We start from the raw sequence: 17,692 nt of genomic DNA on the forward strand, positions 1-17,692 counted from the left end.
CGTCCATAGACATCCGTCCGCAGATCATGACAAGATCAGCACAGGTTGGAGGGCACAATGGGAAACGACATCCATACACTGATCAGCGACGCGCAAGAATTTTACACACGCCTTGCCGCAAACAACACGCGCGACTGGTGGGCCGCAAACCGCGCCACCTACGATGACCGTCTTAAACCCGGTGCACTTGCACTGCTGGGTGATTTGATCGCACCGCTGTCAGAGCTTGTGGGCACAGCCGTTACACCCAAACTCTTTCGCCCGCACCGCGACGTGCGCTTTTCCAAAGATAAAACGCCCTACAACACCCACCTGCATATGATGTGGAAAATCCAGTCGGACGCGCCGCAAAACCCAGTGTTTTTCTTTGGTATCGGGAAAGATTATGTCAGCGCGGGTGCGGGGCTCATGGGGTTTGAAAAACCGATGTTGAGCAACTGGCGCGAGATGCTGGATTTGGACACCAAACGAATGCTAGGTGTTTTTGAAGGGATCGAGGAAACCGGTTTTGAATTCCGTGAACCCGCGTTGAAACGGGTGCCATCACCCTATGACAAAGACCACCCTGCCGCGCGTTTCCTGCGGATGAAGGGTATCGTTGGCAGCCGGCCGGTGCCCGCAGATGCCCCCCTTGTGCCAACGCTAAGCGACACATTCGCGGCACTTTGGCCGCTAAACGCCTTGTTGATTTCAATCGCCGAAGCTTGACCGCGGTGGATCAAGATCCACCCTACGCCCCGTCACGCGCGAGCCAGCCCCGGTAGTGAACGACCGGAGCACCGGTAAAGGGCGCATGAAGCGCCACGTCAAAATGAAACCGCCCGTCTTTTTCATATTCACGCGACACGCTTTTGGGCAGTGCAAACCCCGGTAACGGGATCGGTCCGATACGTCCGGCAGTCACGGGGAAATGCAGCTGACCATCCGCCACATGCAGCCCAAGCGTAAATGTAAACGGCCCAAACCGTTCGGTCAGCGTGTCCTTGTGCTGCCGCAGGTACGATCGAAACTTTTGCCCGTCAAAGTCACGCTCCCACCGTTCACCGCCATTAAAGGGCGTCATCGTGACCGTTACCGGAATATCGGCGGCGTCGGCTGGAAACCGAAACAACGCACCAAACAGCCGGGACAAGACAGATTTTCCACGCGTCACCGATCCGCGCCCAACCCAGCGTCTTGGCCCGTAAACATCGTGTAAGTCGCGCACCTGCGCCGGTAACATTTCATAGTCTGCCTTCAGGTGGCGGGCGAACAACGGGTGGATATCTTCGGTCACTCTTTCGGTTGTGACCGCAAGATCAGACATCCCCTGCGCGATCGCATCTATCGGCACAATGGTCACGGCAGGCCTTGCCCCCTGCGGGATCGCGTCGATATCGCGCAAGACGACACGCGCAGCCACTGCCGGGATAAATGGCCCCTCACCGTCCGTGGCGACCAGACGCCAAATGCGGCGCTTCCAGCCGTCATCCGTTTGCACGGTCACGGCCACGGACATGCCGCCTTCGTCCGTGCCAAAGCCGTACAGCAGCTTGGCAAACCAAAGCAAAAGGCTGACCAACCAGCCCGGAATTGGAAATCGCCAGAACCCGCGCAGCCATGAAAACAAGGCCAGCGCCCAGTTCATCACGCCCAGCTCAAGCCCTGCCCGAAACAGGACCGAGCGCGCGCCAAAGGCGTCAGCGAAGAGCCTGTGGTCGGGGACTTCGATCATCCAACCGGGGCGCACGATCCCTTGGCCGATGTCAAACTTTGCGGGGCGTGACCAACTGCGCATCGGGACCTTTGCGCCATCAATCGGCACGTCAAAATCGACCCCACATTGGTGCAAAATACTGGCGACAACGGACCGCCCGCGCGGCGCGCGGTTGCCCGGCAGGATCGCGGTGCTGATCGTGTCGATCTGCGCGCCATCCGCCAGCGCCGCAACCGCCGCCGAAGAAATCGCAGGCACGCTTGAGACACCTGAAAGGGCGAATACCCCCGCCGCTTTTGCCTCTGCATCCAAAGCTGTAATCCCCGCGCAAAACGCAGGATCATCGGCCAGATCAAGGTAATGCACCCCCTGCGCAATGCAGGCCCGCGCAAATGCATAGGGATCATCGCCATATGCATGAAATGGCCCGGCGGCATCCACAACGGCGTCAGGCGTTGCGGCCCAAAGCGGGGCAAGATCACCTGCGCGGTCGACGACCAATGGCGTTGCGCCAAATTGCGCGGCAAGCTGTGTGGCCTTTTCCAATGACCGCCCAGCGACAACCACATCATGCCCATCGCGGGTCAGCAGATCGACCAGTTTTGCGCCGAAAACACCGTAGCCACCTAAGACGACAATCCTCATGGAGTCTCACCAACGGGTTGCGCAACGACGCGGCACTTACGCAAGTCAAAACGGCGCGTCAGCGTGGCGGCTTTCAATGCTTTAACAAGGGCGTCACTTAAGAAAAACGTTCTCAATAATGACGGATCAATCCATAAATCAACACCTTCCAAAGCTAACTTATTAACGGCGATATTCCCGTCCTCAAACCCTGCCCGTGGCCTCCAGAATCTGATTGGTTTTTGCGTTGCCCCTGTAGATAGCCCCGTTGCATCTGGCGTTTCATTTGGTTCGAATACATTTTTCGTTTCACCAAACGCGAGATAAAAATAATCACCCTCAACCCGCGTTTTTTTGTCGTGTTGAAAGATTTCGACCGGATATAGTGCAGTTTGCCCAAGATTGAACTGGCGCAACACGTCCGCGCACGCCGCTGAAACAACCCAAAAGCCGCCTGCCATGAAAATATCGGGCAGTTTTTTGATGTGAACATCGCGGTATTCCCCATGAAGTCGCTTGGGAAATCGGTCTGTCGGCATCGGCTGACCTTTCCTGCTATTCTCCATGGTTTCGATAATGGGATCGGGATCGGTTTCAAGCTCATCACAAGTAATCGATTTGACCAAGGTCGAGTCACTCATCGCGCGACTAACCCAAACGGTTTCTTTTTTCATCTAATTCATCTTTCAAATTTCCGCGTTGATCGCGGCAAAAATCTCATGACAACAATCTCGCGCGGAATTTCGGATCGGGCAAGGCGCACATGTCTCCCTGTCCGAACATAGCGTAGCGATTGCGCGCGACACGGGCGTAAAGCCAATTGCGGATCGGGCGCGGGATAATCCGCAGCACGGCAAACAGATGCCCCATCCCGCCAGACCGTTGGCCCACACGGATCAGCGCATCAAAATCGCGCCAGACGGTGCCGTTCTCAATAAACAGCCATGTATCGGGATCAAGCGGATCCAACCCATTGTCACGCATCAATGCCGCCCCGGTTTCAGATTGGATCGGGGCGATTTTAATCTCGCCGGTGCGGTCCAACAGATGGATCATCCGCGCGCCCCAACTGCACAATGTGCAAGAGGCGTCCATGACGGCGATGGGATGATCTTGGGCTGTCATATTGCATCCACTTCACGCAACTTATGGGATGCATTGGTCACGGGCACAATGGGTCAGAATAGCGCGGGCGGCACGCCTTTAGGTCGCATCCGCCGGGATCTGACGTGGCGATCCGTTTTCGTCCAAAGCAACAAAAACAAATTCGGCCTCTGTCACCTTTGCTCCAGTTTTACCGTACCGCGACCGCGCCCAGACATCGACATGCACTTTCATCGACGTCCGCCCAACATGGGTGAGATCGGCATAAAGCGTAACCTCGTCGCCGACCTTTACAGGGCGCAGAAAATGCATCCCTTCAACGGCAACCGTGGCACTACGCCCTTGCGACACACGGCCCGCCAAATTACCTGCCGCCAAATCCATCTGCGACATGATCCACCCCCCGAAAATATCACCGGCAGGATTGGTATCCGCAGGCATCGCAATCGTGCGAATGACAAGCACCCCATCGTCCTGTTGGCGGCCATGCGAAGCGCGGCCTTTAGCCTGTTCGAGCGTGATTTTCGTGTCTGTGGTCATTGGTGTTGCCTTTTAGGTTGGAATGAAAACAGTACTAAGAATTCGCTTGGATAATCACAATGCCACTAAGAGGTTCCGACTTCCATGCGACGAGCGCCAAGCAATCGCGATTACATGGGTCCTGCGCGAACACCTGAAAACCAAATCACGCAGTTGACAATGAACAATCCCTCCGGTTGAGTTAACACTTGAACTTGCACACAACTTCCTACTCTATGCCTTGAAATCACGATAGCGCCAGTGCCGGCGCCTAGCACACATCAAAGGTCCGTTGTTCATGACATTTTCCCGCATCTCAATTTTGGCGACCACCGCAATTGTTTTCACTGCAACAGCCGGACAGGCAGAATGTGTCACTTTAGATCGCTCTCAGACCTATTCACTAACACGGCATGATCCGTATTTCAGCGTCACGAACACTGTTTCAAATGACGGTACGGTCAGAGAAATCCGTGAATCCCAAATGAACGGAGTAACTGCGCACGTCGAAACGATATATTGGAATGGTGTCATTGCCATCGACCGCCAATCAGACACAAGCCATATTCAAGTTTTTATGGACTCAAGCGCTCAATCGGCGGACCTTAGTCGTGCTTCGCAGGCATATTCCTACCCGATGACACTTATGGTGAATGGCGCGACAGTGGATCACGGGACGTTCACAATGGAAACCATTGAACAAACCTCGCTTTACATTGGCGACTGCGCCTATCCCGTCATGATTGTACGCACGACAATGGAAAGACAAAACGGGTCTCCTATAAATGAAGAAGCTCTTCTCAGCGTGGAAGCGGGAATGCTATTGGGCAACGTGGCCATGACCGCCGACTGGCAGCCTCGTCATGGCGTCTTTTTTGATGAAATCGCCGTAAAATGATCAACGCGAGGCATTACCCTAACACATCGCGCCATGAATGCTTGGGCGCAAAGCCAACCATCTCTTTCGCTTTATCGTTGGCATAGAATGTCTCGTCCGGGCGCAATTTGCGTTTTTGCGGCACCCCTTCGTAGAACTGCGCGATGACCGCGTCCGTTGTGATCCCCACGGACATATCATCGTTCGCCACGTTGAATACCTGATAGCCAAGCCCGTCTGTTTTCAGACAGCAATCCACCATATGCCCCAGATCGCGCGCGTCGATGTAGGCAAAGATATTGCGCCGCCTGCTGGCGGGGTTTTCCATAAACGCGGGGAAGTTTTGCGCGTATTCATGCGGCTCGATCACATTATTAATCCGCAGCCCATAGATATCGATCCCCGTGCGGGCCTGAAACGATTTGGCGGTGGCCTCGTTACAGACCTTTGACATGGCGTAGCTGTCGTGCGGCACCGTGGGGTGGTCTTCATCGATGGGAATATAATCTGGCTTTATTTCACCATCGGCAAAACAGACGGCATAAGTGGTTTCAGAACTGGCAAAAATCACCTTGGGAATGCCAAGTTTTACCGCCGCTTCGATCACATTATAAGTGGTGATTGTGTTCTGGCGAAAGCATTCCCCATCGGTGCCGATCATCACACGTGGCACAGCGGCGAAATGCACAACGGCATCGTATTTTGGCACGCCCGTACCCGCATCCAACTCATGAAAATCTGTGAATTGCGACATCGCCCCAATCACTTGGCCCGCGTCGGTCAGATCAATCAGCAATTCCGACACATCCAAGCCCGACGGCACAATATCCGCATTGACGACCGTATGGCCCTGCCCCTGCAAATAGGTAATCGCGTGCTTACCTGCCTTACCGCTGCCGCCCGTGAAAAAGATACGCATACAAATCCCCCCTTGCCCGCGACATTAACCGCGCCACCCGCAACCGCAATGGAAGATTAGGAATCGTACAAACGCTCATTCGCTTTCCATGACGTAAAAAATGGCGCGCCTGCAGCCTCAAAAGCATCATGCAATGCGTCTGACATGGCGTATTTTATTTCAGGAGTACTATATCGTTTTTCGCGCCAGAGGTGGCGACCCGCGGTAACGGCTGGATCAAACGTCAATCGATGTTCTTTCTGATTTGACCAACGGATTTCCATATAGTCGCGCGTACCCGGAAAAGGGTCAGTCTTTATCGCGACCGTTGAACGCTCGTCGATGATACTATCAATTGTTTGCGTAACGTTCAGGAAATAATAGTTCCCCTCTGCTGGGGTGCCATCGCGAAACGTCACGTCGATCGGCACGATCTGGTGTGTGTCCGGCTCAATGCGGTCAAGAACGTCTTTGACTGATTGATTGATGACTATGGCTCCACTATGGACACACCACGTTGGCGCAAAGCTTTTCAACCTCTCAGGAAAAATACTCAGCACGCAGTCTTCTGGAATTTCTTCGCGAGACAGTGTGCGTGTTCCGCGCGCAAATACGCTAGAGATTTCACCGGCGCGCTTTATCCGGACCATTTCTTCTTCGGTCGCCCGAATGCCCGGCCGACTTTGACTGCCCAGAACTCTTTGCCGCCAGCGCGTTAGCTCACTTGGCATATGAAACCGTTCTGAGTCTTCATAGGGGATTTCGACGATGTAAGGCACGGATGCAGAACCTGTGTTGTTGACCCCAAGTCCCAAAACCAGACGCGTATGGGGTGTCACCCGCAACCCTAACGTTCCCGCCCGCAACCGCAATGGCAGATAACACGCCAATCCGCGCCCTTTGCCAATTGCCCCAACCGCCTCCGCCTGCCATTATGCCCCAAACCAAAAGAATGAGCAGTAACATGGCCGATGATCTTCTGTCTGGGGGCACAACAGCCCCCGAAAGCTATAACGCAAGCAGCATCGAAGTGCTTGAGGATATGGAGCACGTGCGCCTGCGCCCAGGCATGTATATCGGCGGCAAAGACGAACGCGCGCTGCACCATATGGTCGCGGAAATCATCGACAACTCGATGGACGAGGCCGTCGCAGGCCACGCCACATGGATCGAAGTTGAATTGCACGAAAACGGCCATGTCACCGTGCGCGACAACGGGCGGGGCATTCCAACCGACCCGCACCCCAAGAACCCCGATAAATCCGCGCTCGAAATCATCTTTTGCACGCTGAACGCGGGCGGTAAATTCTCGGGCGATAGTTACCAGACATCAGGCGGTCTGCACGGGGTTGGGTCATCGGTTGTGAACGCGCTGTCAGATCACCTAAGGGTCGAGGTCGCGCGCAACAAAGAACTGTTCATGATGGAATTCTCACGCGGGGTGCCACAGGCCCCGCTTGCGAAAATCGGCGCGGCCCCCAATCGGCGCGGCACGGCGGTGACATTCCACCCAGATGAACAGATTTTCGGGAAACTCACACTCAAACCCAAGACGCTGTTTAAAATGGCGCGGTCCAAGGCCTATCTTTTCTCGGGCGTTGAAATCCGTTGGAAAACCGGGATCAACGATGGGGACACCCCGCTTGAGGCGACATTCAAATTCCCCGGCGGGTTGGCTGACTATTTGACCGAAGTCTTCGCTGGCGCGACCACCTATTCCGAAACGCCTTTTGCAGGCACCGTGTCCTTTGCAGATAAATTTAACGTGCCGGGCAAGGTCGAATGGGCAATCAACTGGACCCCCACGCGCGACGGGTTCATCCAATCCTACTGTAACACCGTCCCCACGCCTGAGGGCGGCACGCACGAGGCCGGGTTCTGGTCCGCGATCCTCAAGGGAATCAAAGCCTACGGGGAATTGGTCGGCAACAAAAAGGCGGGGACCATCACCCGTGAAGACCTGACAACAGGCGCAGGCGCGTTGGTCTCTTGTTTTATCCGCGAACCCGAATTTGTGGGACAAACCAAAGACCGGCTGGCGACAACCGACGCGCAACGCATGGTCGATGCCGCCGTCCGCGACCACTTTGACAACTGGCTGGCCGCCGATACCAAATCCGCAGGCGCGATCCTTGATTTCCTTGTGCTGCGCGCCGAAGAGCGGCTGCGCCGCAAGCAAGAAAAAGAAACCTCGCGCAAATCAGCGACCAAGAAATTGCGCCTGCCCGGCAAGCTAACCGACTGCACTTCCAAGGACCGGATCGGGACAGAGCTGTTTATCGTCGAGGGCGATTCAGCGGGCGGGTCTGGTAAGGGCGCGCGCGAACGCAAAACCCAAGCGCTTTTACCGCTCAAGGGGAAAATCCTCAACGTGCTGGGGGCAGCATCAAACAAGCTGACCACCAACGCCGAAATCAATGACCTCTGCGAAGCCTTGGGCGTTGGCATGGGCACGAAATTCAACGTCGATGATCTGCGCTATGAAAAGATCATCATCATGACCGATGCGGATGTCGACGGGGCGCATATCGCGGCGCTGCTGATGACCTTCTTCTTTACGCAAATGCGGCCCCTGATTGACCAAGGGCACCTGTATCTGGCCTGCCCACCGCTTTACCGCCTCACCCAAGGGGCGCGGCGCGTCTATGTCGCCGACGACGCTGAAAAAGACGCCGTGTTCGAAAAAGGTCTGGGCGGCAAAGGCAAAATTGACGTGCAGCGGTTTAAGGGTCTGGGCGAAATGGACGCAAAAGACCTCAAAGAAACCACGATGGACCCCGCCACCCGCAAACTCATCCGCGTCACCGTCCACGATGATGAGCCGGGAGACACCGCCGATCTGGTCGAGCGCCTCATGGGCAAAAAACCCGAACTGCGGTTCCAGTATATTCAGGAAAATGCACAGTTTGCAGAGGAGTTGGATGTTTGAGTAGTCTAGATGATCAAGTTTACTGGATAACAAAAGGACACTGATAATTGTACATAGCGTTTTTGGACGAAGCTGGACACACGAGTAAAAAGAGCTTCACGGTATGTGGGCTCACAGCAATCAAGGCTACAAACGCTCAAAAATTAGCTCACGATATTGAAAAACTACGCAGATCAACCAGCGCCTTCGCAGATACCGATTTACTCAAGTTCGAGTCAAATTCGGCACCCAAAGACTGCAAACGTGAAGTACATACCAAAATAAAATCTGATGTTATTGATACTGGAGTGGCCGTCGACGCGACATTCATGGGCTACGCCTACTTCAACCAAGCCTCGTTCACCTTTGATAGCGACAGAAACCGATTATTTGGCTTCAATACGCTAATTGCTCAGTTCGGCAAATTTTTGGAAGAAAAATCTGACTATGGAGTTGTTATTGTTGATCGCCTAGATCTCAGCAAAAAAAGCATCATCGGCCTTAAGAGCGGTTTTGATTACCTAAAGGAAAAGTTCCAAAAAGGAAATGAAGTCGGTGACAAGTGGCGCAAACACAATAGGATCATATCGTTTTCTATGACTTGTGATGGATGTTCACATTTAAGCACGCTAAATGACATTCTCACTGGGTCGCTCATGTATCTGGTGAATGGAACCAACCCAACCGCGAGAACCGCACTTCAGGATAAGCTTGAAAAGCTTATGTGGAAAGATGCTGCTGGAAGGTACAAGAATTACGGCCTCAAGATGAGCCCCACTGATAGAAGCAAGCTCGACAGCTCAATTTCCGCTGAATACGATCTCTTACAAAGCTTCCTAAATTCCAAGTATGGGCACACATAACCCAGAATGATCGGAAGGGCCGATTTCAGCGAGGGCAGAGCTTGGACCTCGGGGTGGGTGCGAAGCGCCCTCCCCGTGGGGGCGGATCGGCGCTGCCCGGCGATGCCGGGCGGGATGTGGATTAGGCAAAGCGGCCCATTCTAAACCATCCCACAGCACGCACAGTTAACCGCACAAGCGCCAGACAGATGTCCGACGTTTTGCCGACGCAAATCCGACGTAGTGCCGACCAGCCAAAGCCCATAAAAATAAGCCGTTAAGCCACGATTCGCCCGCAGCACCACGTAGGGTGGGTTTTAACCCACCGCCCCTTACCGCAGATCAATCGCACCTAACGCCGCGCGAATAACGCTATTCGTATCGTCACTATCCGCAGACACGGCCAAGCCAACCAAGGCACCCGGCGTTCCACCAAATGCGCGCGCGTAATCCGCGGCCAAATCAACGCTTTCACTATGCGCCCCAGTGCCCGCTTGGCGCAGCGCAATCGTCGCGCCTTGGCCCGCAGGACCATAGGGCGACGGGATCATTTGACCGCGCGCGTGGTTCCCGCCCCATGCATATTGGATGATGCGCACCTCATCATTCCCAAGCAAACTTCGGATGTTAGCCCCTTCGCTGGCGGCGGCAGATGCCTCGGGCAGGAACACAAAATAGACCGAAACGTTGCGATCATCCCCACCCTTTTGAGCAAGGCTTGTCGCAGGCACCGATTGATCCACACGCCAGCCCCATGCAGCATTGCGCGCGCCCCACTGGCCCCGCGCAACCCGCGTCCACGCCAAAGACACAGAGCCTTCAGACACAATTCCAAGGTCCGATCCAAAGCTGTAATCGTTGGAACTAAAAAGCTGCAACCGCTGTTCAGCCCAACCGTTAGAGAACGGCACAGGCTGCGCAATGGCAGGGGTGGCAAGGGCAAGGCAGGCAGCAAAGGTCAGATAACGCATGAGAAACTCCAATCATTCAATTGGCCACATGCATACCCCCAGCCTCACCTGCGCCCACGCGCAAATTCACAATCTCACGCGATTGTCAGCCATTGCTACTGTTGCAACAATTCGATGTATTCGGTCAGCAGCAGTAACTTCGTTGGGACTGGCGTGCCCAACCCGTCGTTTTCGACAATCACCGTCGCACCTAGGTCGCCAGCGCCAAATTCGGGCATAGCAGCGCTAAAGTGCGCATCGCGTTGCAGACCATCGATGGTGCTCATGACTTGGTTGGTCGGGAACTCTCCGCCGTTGCGTGATGTGATCGTGGTCAGGTCAGGCGGCGCTGTTTCCAGCCCCCGCGCGTAGGGCCCATCGCCACGCGCATCCGCCCCATGACAGCCCGCGCATTCGGCTGCGAAAATCTGCGCGCCACTTTGGGGTTGATCGACACAAGCCGCCAATGTGAGCGCCGCAAGGATCATCATATACCGCATCTGCAATCTCTCCTGTTTTCATCACGCTAGCAGGGCTACGCGCGAAGGTATTGATCTATATCATCTCAAGTGTGCCGGCGGTCAGCCGCACCTGTCGGTCCATCCGTGCGGCAAGCGTCAGGTTATGGGTCGCGATAACAGCGGCCAGCCCCGTATCACGGACCAGCCCCATCAGCGCATCGAACACCTGATCAGATGTATCGGGGTCAAGGTTGCCTGTCGGCTCATCCGCGAGCAAAAGGGCCGGCTCATTCGCCAGCGCCCGGCAAAATGCGACCCGCTGTTGTTCACCACCTGACAAGGCCGCCGGGCGGTGTGACGCCCGATCCGCAATGCCAACCCGACCGAGTAGATCAAGTGCGCGCGCGTGGGCTGCCGCATCACTTACCCCATTTGCTAACTGTGGAATCACGATATTTTCCACCGCGCTAAATTCGGGCAGCAAGTGGTGGAATTGATAGATAAATCCAACAGTGCCACGGCGCACGGCTGTGCGTTTGCGATCAGACAGATTTGTCATATCGGTGCCGCCAATCGCAACTTTTCCCGCGTCCGGCGTATCAAGCAGCCCTGCGATATGCAGCAGGGTTGACTTGCCAGCCCCCGATGGCGCCACCAGCCCCACGACCTCGCCGGGTTTAACCGCAAGCGACACACCTTGCAGCACGCGGACTTCGCCGGGTTTGCCTGCGTTATAGGTCTTGGTCAGATCGCTGACCTCAAGCGTGAAATCATTCATAGCGCAGCGCCTCAACCGGGTTCATCCGGGCGGCACGGCGCGCGGGAAAGATTGTAATGATCCATGATAGACCCAGTGACAGGGATACGGATTTCAAGACGTCCGACAGGTGCAATTCTGCGGGGATCGCGTAGATTCCGCGAATGGACGGATCCCAAACACCGCCGCCCGCGACATAGTTCACAAAGCTGAAAATCGTATCGATGTAGACCGCAAACAGACACCCAAGGATCACGCCACAGATCGTCCCGACAGTTCCGATCCCGGCGCCGCAGATAAAGAAAATCCGCATGATCGACCCTTCGGTCAGCCCCATTGTACGTAAGATGCCCACATCGCGGCCCTTGTTTTTGACCAACATGATTAGCCCTGAAATAATGTTCATCGATGCGACAAGCACAAGGATCGACAGAATGATGAACATCACATTGTCCTCGATGGTTAAGGCGCGCAGGTAACGGCGCACGCGGTCCTCCCATGAATAAGCCCATGTGCCTTCACCAGCAGCATTAGCGATCGACTGCTTCAAATCTTCTGACAGGGTGATGTCATCAAGCTGCACGGCCAATTCATCGGCCACGCCGTCGCGGTTAAAGATAAACTGCGCGATGTCTAACGGCAGATAGGCGCGCACCTCGTCGATTTGGTAGCGCCCGGTTGAGAAGATGAAAACGACATCATAGGCATTACGCCGCGTCGATTGCCCCATTGGCGTTGACGCCCCGGCGCGTGTTGTGATTTCAATCCGGTCGCCAATTGTCACCCCAAGATTCGCCGCCAATTCTGAGCCAAGCGCGATCCCATTTGGCAGGTCTTCGATGTTGCCGTAGCTGCGGTCGCTTTCAATGATCGCGTCTGATCTTTTTAGATCCTCAAGTTTGATCCCATAGATATCCGCAAGGCCCAGCCGCCCAGACGCGCTTGCCATGGCTTGCCCACGGACAAGCGGGAACACGTCAGTCACATGATCTTCGGCGCGGATACGGTCTGCGACCACCTCAAAATCATCGATGGTGCCACCGGGTTGCTGTACGGTCACATGCGCATAGGCCCCCGCGATCGTATCCACGAATTCCGCGCGAAACCCCGACCTCACAGCAAGGGTCGCGATCAGCGCGAAGACAGCCAAGGTCACCCCGATCAGGCTGATCCAGGTCATCACGCTGATACCGCCTTCGGCACGTTTGGCACGGATATAACGCCAGGCGATCATCCATTCGAATTTAGCAAAAGGTCGGGTGGACATTTATGACGTCTCTTTCTTGGAACGATTACCAATGATTGCCGGGGTTTTGAAACTGCGTTGCATCACGGCCCTTAGCCGATGATTTGCTTTGTGCGGCCCAAAGCAGCCCACGTTTGACCATCTCGAATGCCGGACCACTCGCAATCACGGATGCCTGATGGCCCAGCGCATTATAATACACGCGGCCCAGCCCCCATTCGCGGGTCCATACGACAGGCATATCCACGGAGCCATTTGCGCTGTGATACCATGTCACGACATCCGTGCGCGTGGTCGCGAGCACCTTGTTGGCAGGATCGACGTGCAAATAGTATTGTTCGGTTTCGACATCAAAATCGCTGATCCCAGCAACCAACGGATCGTCGGAAATGATGTTTACACGGTGTTTCACGCCGTCGCCACCCGGATGGCCAACCCAATTGGCTCCGGTCATGAACTGCCACAAGGGCGATCCGCGAAACGCGTCGCACATGCCGCCGTGGCAGCCTGCAATGCCTGTGCCCGCGGCGACGGCCTCTGATACATTTGTAGCCGCATCGCGTGATAGATCGCTCATGGTCCAGACGGGCACAATCAGGTCATAGGTTTTCAGCTTCACGCCATCATCAAAACAATCGAGACTATCTGTGACAGTCGTTTCAATCCCTGCATCGTTTAGGACTTTATCAAAAATCGCCGCGACTTTATCTGGCTCGTGGCCGTCCCAACCGCCCCACGTAATCAATGCAGTTGTCATCGCTTTGCTCCCGATAGCGGGCGAATGTGGCTTTGTACCTCAGGTCGGGGCGTTGGCCGCGCAACCGGAGGATCAGCCTTGATCCGCGCTGGTGTCTGTTTCGGCGCGACTGTGCGACGGTTGCGCCGAAACGGCAAGGTCAGCAATGATAAAACCGCGCCGATCAGCGCCCAGCCACCAACAAACCCGCTGCCTGCGGCGGCGGCCCCAGCGGTGCTGATCGGAACGGCCGGGGTGAAATCCAGCCAAGCCGCCTGAAACGTTTGAACATCAGCCATTCTATGCGGCATCAACATGCGTTGCATCGCAGAAGCATCGCGTAAGGCGGCCAGATTGTCACCCAAACGCACATGCCGCGCAATGGTGCGGCGCCACATCGCCTCTTGCCCTTGCATCAACGGCACTTCGGCCATCGCTTCTAACATCGCTTCGCGCCCAAACCCGTCTTCAAGCGCAGTTGCGTCGAACTCTTTGACCTGACGGGACAATTCATCGACCTGTCCGCCAAGGCGCTGCATGTATTGCTGCGAAAATTCGGGATATTGGGACAATCCCGCAGCCCCAGCAACCCCGCCCAAAAGGCAAAGCACCCGGATCATATCCGGCTTTCCGTCAGTTCAGTGTGTGTCATTTACTGCCTCAACACATTATTTTGGACGCAGCATACCATCAAATACGCGCGCCGTTAACGCATCATGTAAAAAATGGGCGTCGATCCGCAAGGACCGCGCCCATTTCCAAGTTCACATCGTGGTGTTTTACCTATGCGATGCCGTCGTAAATCGCGACGATTTTGGCGATTGCGTCTGCGGCAGGCATCTCCGACGCCTCGCCGGTGCGGCGGCAGGTGACCTCGACAACGCCATTTTTGATCCCGCGCGGACCAATCGTAATACGCCACGGCAGGCCAATCATATCCATCGTGCCAAACTTGGCCCCTGCCCGTTCGTCGCGGTCATCATACAGCGGCTCTAGTCCGGCAGCGGTGAATTGTTTGTACAGGTCTTCGCAGGCCGCATCACAGGCTTCATCGCCCGAACGCATGTTCAAGATACCAACATGGAACGGTGTGACACCTTCGGGCCAGATGATACCCTTGTCATCATGGCTGGCCTCGATGATTGCGCCCAATAACCGGGACACCCCGATGCCGTGCGATCCCATATGAACAGGCACCTTACCGCCCTTACCATCATCGACCATCGCGCCCATGCTTTCGGAATACTTGGTGCCGAAATAGAAAATCTGGCCAACTTCAATCCCGCGCGCCGTGCGCTTGCGGTCTTCGGGAACCTCGGCGAACATAGCCTCGTCGTGGGTTTCATCGGTGCGTGCGTAGCGGCTGGTGAATTCTTCAAGGACGGCGGCACATGCGGCCTTGTCATCATAGTCGATCTCACGGTCACCAAACTTCAGATCGGTGATCTCGCTGTCATAGAAAACTTCAGATTCGCCGGTTTCGGCCAGCACGAGGAATTCATGCGTGTCATCACCACCGATAGGGCCGGAATCCGCGCGCATCGGGATCGCCTGAAGCCCAAGCCGTTCATAGGTGCGCAAATAGCTGACCAGATGGCGGTTATAAGCGTGCAGCGCATCCTCTTTGGTCAGGTCAAAGTTATACCCGTCTTTCATATAGAATTCGCGGCCACGCATGACGCCAAAACGTGGGCGGACTTCGTCGCGGAATTTCCATTGAATTTGATAAAGCGTGAGCGGCAAATCTTTGTAGCTGGTCACATGCGACCGGAAGATATCTGTCACCAGTTCCTCGGCCGTCGGGGTAAACAACAATTCACGGCCGCCACGGTCTTTGATGCGCAGCATTTCTTCGCCGTAAGCATCATAACGACCAGATTCACGCCACAGATCAGCAGATTGAATTGTCGGCATTTGAATCGCGATGTGACCTGCGCGCGCCTGTTCTTCGTGGACGATATTTTCGATTTTGCGCAGAACTTTGAAACCTAGTGGCAACCATGAATAAATGCCCGCGCTGGCTTGTTTGATCATGCCTGCCTGCAACATATAGCGGTGGCTGACGATCTGTGCCTCACGAGGGGTTTCTTTAAGAACGGGAAGGAAATAGCGGCTCATGCGCATCGGTTCGGCCTTTATGGGATATTCAGTTGCTTTGGGTGTAATCTGCGTGGACGGCCCTCGCAAGCGCAGACATATGCGCAAACGGGTCGCAATTGCACGTTATTTCATCCACAACCCTTGCAAGAGTGCGCGTCATACCGCATCTAAATGACCAAGCAACAAGAGGTATCACATGGCGCTGCCGGTCCAACAACAAGCAAAATACTGGGGAATCGCAACCGCGGTTTTGTTGGTTATCCTGTGGTTTTTGGGCGATGTGATTTTGCCTTTTGTGTTGGGCGGCGCGATTGCCTATTGTCTTGATCCCATTGCAGACAGATTTGAGGCGATGGGGCTTAGCCGCTCAGTGTCTGTGACCATCATCACTTTGGTCGCGGCGCTGGTATTCATTCTTTTGATCTTGCTCGTGATTCCGACGTTGATCGAACAGACAGGCCAACTGGTCGACACCGCGCCAGAGCTGTTCAATCGCCTGCAAGCGGCATTGACCGAACGCTTCCCATCACTGTTGGATTCGGAAAGCACGATTCACAAACAGCTGCTCGCAATTGGCGAGGCAATCCAATCGAAGGGCGGCGAATTGATGAATAGCCTGCTGAGTTCGGCGATTGGCTTGCTCAATGTTGTCGTTCTTTTGGTCATCGTGCCAGTTGTCGCATTTTACCTTCTGCTGGACTGGGACCGTATGACCGCGCGTGTGGACGAACTTTTACCGCGTGATCACGTCGAAACCGTGCGTAAATTGGCACGTCAGATAGACAACACGTTGGCGTCTTTCATCCGTGGTCAAGGTACCGTGTGTCTGATTTTGGGTACCTATTATGCGGTCGCGCTGATGATTGCCGGGCTCAAGTTCGGGTTGATCGTTGGATTTATCGCGGGGCTTGTGACGTTTATTCCATACGTGGGTGCACTGGTTGGTGGTGTTTTAGCCGTAGGGCTGGCGCTGTTTCAATTTTGGGGCGGCACCGTCCAAATCGATGGCGTTGATGTCGTCGAGACCACCAATTGGCTGCGTATCGGCATTGTTGCGGCGATCTTTGGGCTTGGGCAATTCCTTGAAGGCAACATCCTGACCCCAAAACTGGTCGGCGGCTCTGTTGGACTGCACCCGGTTTGGCTGTTGTTTGCCCTGTCGGTGTTCGGATCACTGTTTGGCTTTGTCGGCATGCTTGTCGCTGTGCCAGTAGCCGCAGTCATCGGCGTGCTAACCCGCTACGCGCTTGAGCATTACAAAGGCGGCCGTCTTTATCGCGGTCTATCGTCGGACGAATAATGATGGCAGAACAACTGACATTTAACTGGCCAACAGGTGTTGCGCTGGGGCCAAATGATTTCTTTGTCTCGGCCGCGAATGCACAAGCCTTTGCCATGCTGACGGCGCCGCAATCTTGGCCGGACCGCAAAATGGTCATCGTTGGACCAAAAGGCAGCGGCAAAAGCCATCTGGCACGGATTTTTCAAATTCAATCTGCCGCGCAAACGGTGAACGCCGCAACGATGCCTGTAGATTTTCAACCAAGCGCTGATTGCGTAATTGTCGAAGATATGGAGGCGCTGCCAGACGCCTCGCAAGAGGCGATGTTCCATCTGCACAACCACTTGCGCAATACCGGCGGCACGCTGCTGATGACCGCCCAAGACGCGCCGACCCGGTGGCAGATCCCCCTGCCTGACTTGGCCAGCCGGATGCAAGCCACCACAATCACGCAAATCGATAACCCCGATGACGCCTTATTGTCAGCGCTGATCATGAAGCTTTTTGCTGACCGTCAAATCATGCCCGGCCCACCGTTGGTGCAATATTTGACAACGCGGATTGAACGCTCATTCGCTGCGGCAGCTGATATTGTTGCGCGACTTGACGCGGCGGCCTTGGCCGAGGGGCGCAAGATCAACAAGGCGCTCGCGGCGGACCTTCTGGACAAGTAGCCGGTAGAGCGCAATAAT

Annotated in this window: 19 protein-coding genes; 6 read left to right on the forward strand and 13 right to left on the reverse strand. The window is 55.1% G+C overall.

The window, feature by feature from the left end:
- The first annotated feature begins 57 nt into the window (after positions 1–57).
- The gene (locus Yoon_RS14275; RefSeq protein ID WP_238113067.1) at positions 58–708 is read left to right on the forward strand and encodes a DUF2461 domain-containing protein; all 651 of its coding nucleotides are present in this window, start codon (positions 58–60) and stop codon (positions 706–708) included.
- Positions 709–730: 22 nt separating this feature from the next.
- Here the strand turns inward: Yoon_RS14275 and Yoon_RS14280 are convergent, their stop codons facing one another.
- The 4 genes from Yoon_RS14280 to Yoon_RS14295 all read right to left on the reverse strand — a co-directional run bounded on the left by Yoon_RS14280 (position 731) and on the right by Yoon_RS14295 (position 3,964).
- Positions 731–2,341: an SDR family oxidoreductase gene (locus Yoon_RS14280; RefSeq protein WP_238113069.1), complete on the reverse strand. Its 1,611-nt coding sequence runs from the start codon at positions 2,339–2,341 to the stop codon at positions 731–733.
- Positions 2,338–2,994 carry a hypothetical protein gene (locus Yoon_RS14285; RefSeq protein ID WP_238113070.1) on the reverse strand — a complete coding sequence of 219 codons (657 nt, stop codon included), beginning with the start codon at positions 2,992–2,994 and terminating at the stop codon, positions 2,338–2,340. The genes Yoon_RS14280 and Yoon_RS14285 overlap by 4 nt, the downstream gene beginning before the upstream one ends.
- Before the next feature lie 43 nt (positions 2,995–3,037).
- Positions 3,038–3,445 (reverse strand): thiol-disulfide oxidoreductase DCC family protein, encoded by a 408-nt coding sequence (locus Yoon_RS14290; protein WP_238113071.1) that lies wholly within the window; start codon positions 3,443–3,445, stop codon positions 3,038–3,040.
- A gap of 78 nt (positions 3,446–3,523) precedes the next feature.
- Complete coding sequence (locus Yoon_RS14295) at positions 3,524–3,964, reverse strand: acyl-CoA thioesterase (RefSeq protein ID WP_238113072.1); 441 nt, start codon at positions 3,962–3,964, stop codon at positions 3,524–3,526.
- Positions 3,965–4,241: 277 nt separating this feature from the next.
- Between Yoon_RS14295 and Yoon_RS14300 the strand changes: the two genes are divergently transcribed.
- Positions 4,242–4,841 carry a hypothetical protein gene (locus Yoon_RS14300; protein ID WP_238113073.1) on the forward strand — a complete coding sequence of 200 codons (600 nt, stop codon included), beginning with the start codon at positions 4,242–4,244 and terminating at the stop codon, positions 4,839–4,841.
- 13 nt (positions 4,842–4,854) lie between these two features.
- Here Yoon_RS14300 and Yoon_RS14305 read toward each other — a convergent pair whose 3' ends face one another.
- Together Yoon_RS14305 and Yoon_RS14310 are read right to left on the reverse strand one after the other, a co-directional pair.
- Entirely contained in the window at positions 4,855–5,739 is an 885-nt protein-coding gene (locus tag Yoon_RS14305; RefSeq protein ID WP_238113074.1) for an NAD(P)-dependent oxidoreductase, read from the reverse strand.
- 56 nt (positions 5,740–5,795) lie between these two features.
- Positions 5,796–6,497: an imm11 family protein gene (locus tag Yoon_RS14310; protein WP_238113075.1), complete on the reverse strand. Its 702-nt coding sequence runs from the start codon at positions 6,495–6,497 to the stop codon at positions 5,796–5,798.
- Between the two features lie 185 nt (positions 6,498–6,682).
- On the opposite strand from Yoon_RS14310, the gene parE reads away from it, so the two are divergent.
- Entirely contained in the window at positions 6,683–8,647 is a 1,965-nt protein-coding gene (gene parE / locus Yoon_RS14315; RefSeq protein ID WP_238113077.1) for a DNA topoisomerase IV subunit B, read from the forward strand.
- A gap of 47 nt (positions 8,648–8,694) precedes the next feature.
- Positions 8,695–9,489, forward strand: coding sequence for a DUF3800 domain-containing protein (locus Yoon_RS14320; RefSeq protein ID WP_238113079.1), 795 nt, complete (start codon positions 8,695–8,697; stop codon positions 9,487–9,489).
- A gap of 311 nt (positions 9,490–9,800) precedes the next feature.
- Here Yoon_RS14320 and Yoon_RS14325 read toward each other — a convergent pair whose 3' ends face one another.
- The 7 genes from Yoon_RS14325 to proS all read right to left on the reverse strand — a co-directional run bounded on the left by Yoon_RS14325 (position 9,801) and on the right by proS (position 15,742).
- Positions 9,801–10,439 carry a DUF3047 domain-containing protein gene (locus tag Yoon_RS14325; protein ID WP_238113080.1) on the reverse strand — a complete coding sequence of 213 codons (639 nt, stop codon included), beginning with the start codon at positions 10,437–10,439 and terminating at the stop codon, positions 9,801–9,803.
- Between the two features lie 95 nt (positions 10,440–10,534).
- Positions 10,535–10,918: a cytochrome c gene (locus tag Yoon_RS14330; protein ID WP_238113081.1), complete on the reverse strand. Its 384-nt coding sequence runs from the start codon at positions 10,916–10,918 to the stop codon at positions 10,535–10,537.
- Positions 10,919–10,973: 55 nt separating this feature from the next.
- Complete coding sequence (locus Yoon_RS14335; RefSeq protein ID WP_238113082.1) at positions 10,974–11,657, reverse strand: ABC transporter ATP-binding protein; 684 nt, start codon at positions 11,655–11,657, stop codon at positions 10,974–10,976.
- A complete protein-coding gene (locus Yoon_RS14340; protein ID WP_238113083.1) occupies positions 11,650–12,903 on the reverse strand; it encodes an ABC transporter permease in 1,254 nt (417 codons plus the stop codon). The genes Yoon_RS14335 and Yoon_RS14340 overlap by 8 nt, the downstream gene beginning before the upstream one ends.
- Positions 12,904–12,928: 25 nt before the next feature.
- Positions 12,929–13,639, reverse strand: coding sequence for a ThuA domain-containing protein (locus Yoon_RS14345; RefSeq protein WP_238113084.1), 711 nt, complete (start codon positions 13,637–13,639; stop codon positions 12,929–12,931).
- Positions 13,636–14,238 carry a DUF2937 family protein gene (locus Yoon_RS14350; RefSeq protein ID WP_238113085.1) on the reverse strand — a complete coding sequence of 201 codons (603 nt, stop codon included), beginning with the start codon at positions 14,236–14,238 and terminating at the stop codon, positions 13,636–13,638. The genes Yoon_RS14345 and Yoon_RS14350 overlap by 4 nt, the downstream gene beginning before the upstream one ends.
- A 163-nt stretch (positions 14,239–14,401) precedes the next feature.
- Positions 14,402–15,742: a proline--tRNA ligase gene (proS, locus tag Yoon_RS14355; protein ID WP_238113086.1), complete on the reverse strand. Its 1,341-nt coding sequence runs from the start codon at positions 15,740–15,742 to the stop codon at positions 14,402–14,404.
- A gap of 172 nt (positions 15,743–15,914) precedes the next feature.
- Between proS and Yoon_RS14360 the strand changes: the two genes are divergently transcribed.
- Positions 15,915–17,018, forward strand: coding sequence for an AI-2E family transporter (locus Yoon_RS14360; protein WP_238113088.1), 1,104 nt, complete (start codon positions 15,915–15,917; stop codon positions 17,016–17,018).
- On the forward strand, positions 17,018–17,674 hold the full coding sequence (locus Yoon_RS14365) for a DnaA ATPase domain-containing protein (RefSeq protein ID WP_238113090.1): 657 nt from the start codon (positions 17,018–17,020) through the stop codon (positions 17,672–17,674). The genes Yoon_RS14360 and Yoon_RS14365 overlap by 1 nt, the downstream gene beginning before the upstream one ends.
- Positions 17,675–17,692: the final 18 nt, after the last annotated feature.

The organism is Yoonia sp. I 8.24 (assembly GCF_022096995.1).
Taxonomy (GTDB): Bacteria; Pseudomonadota; Alphaproteobacteria; order Rhodobacterales; family Rhodobacteraceae; genus Yoonia.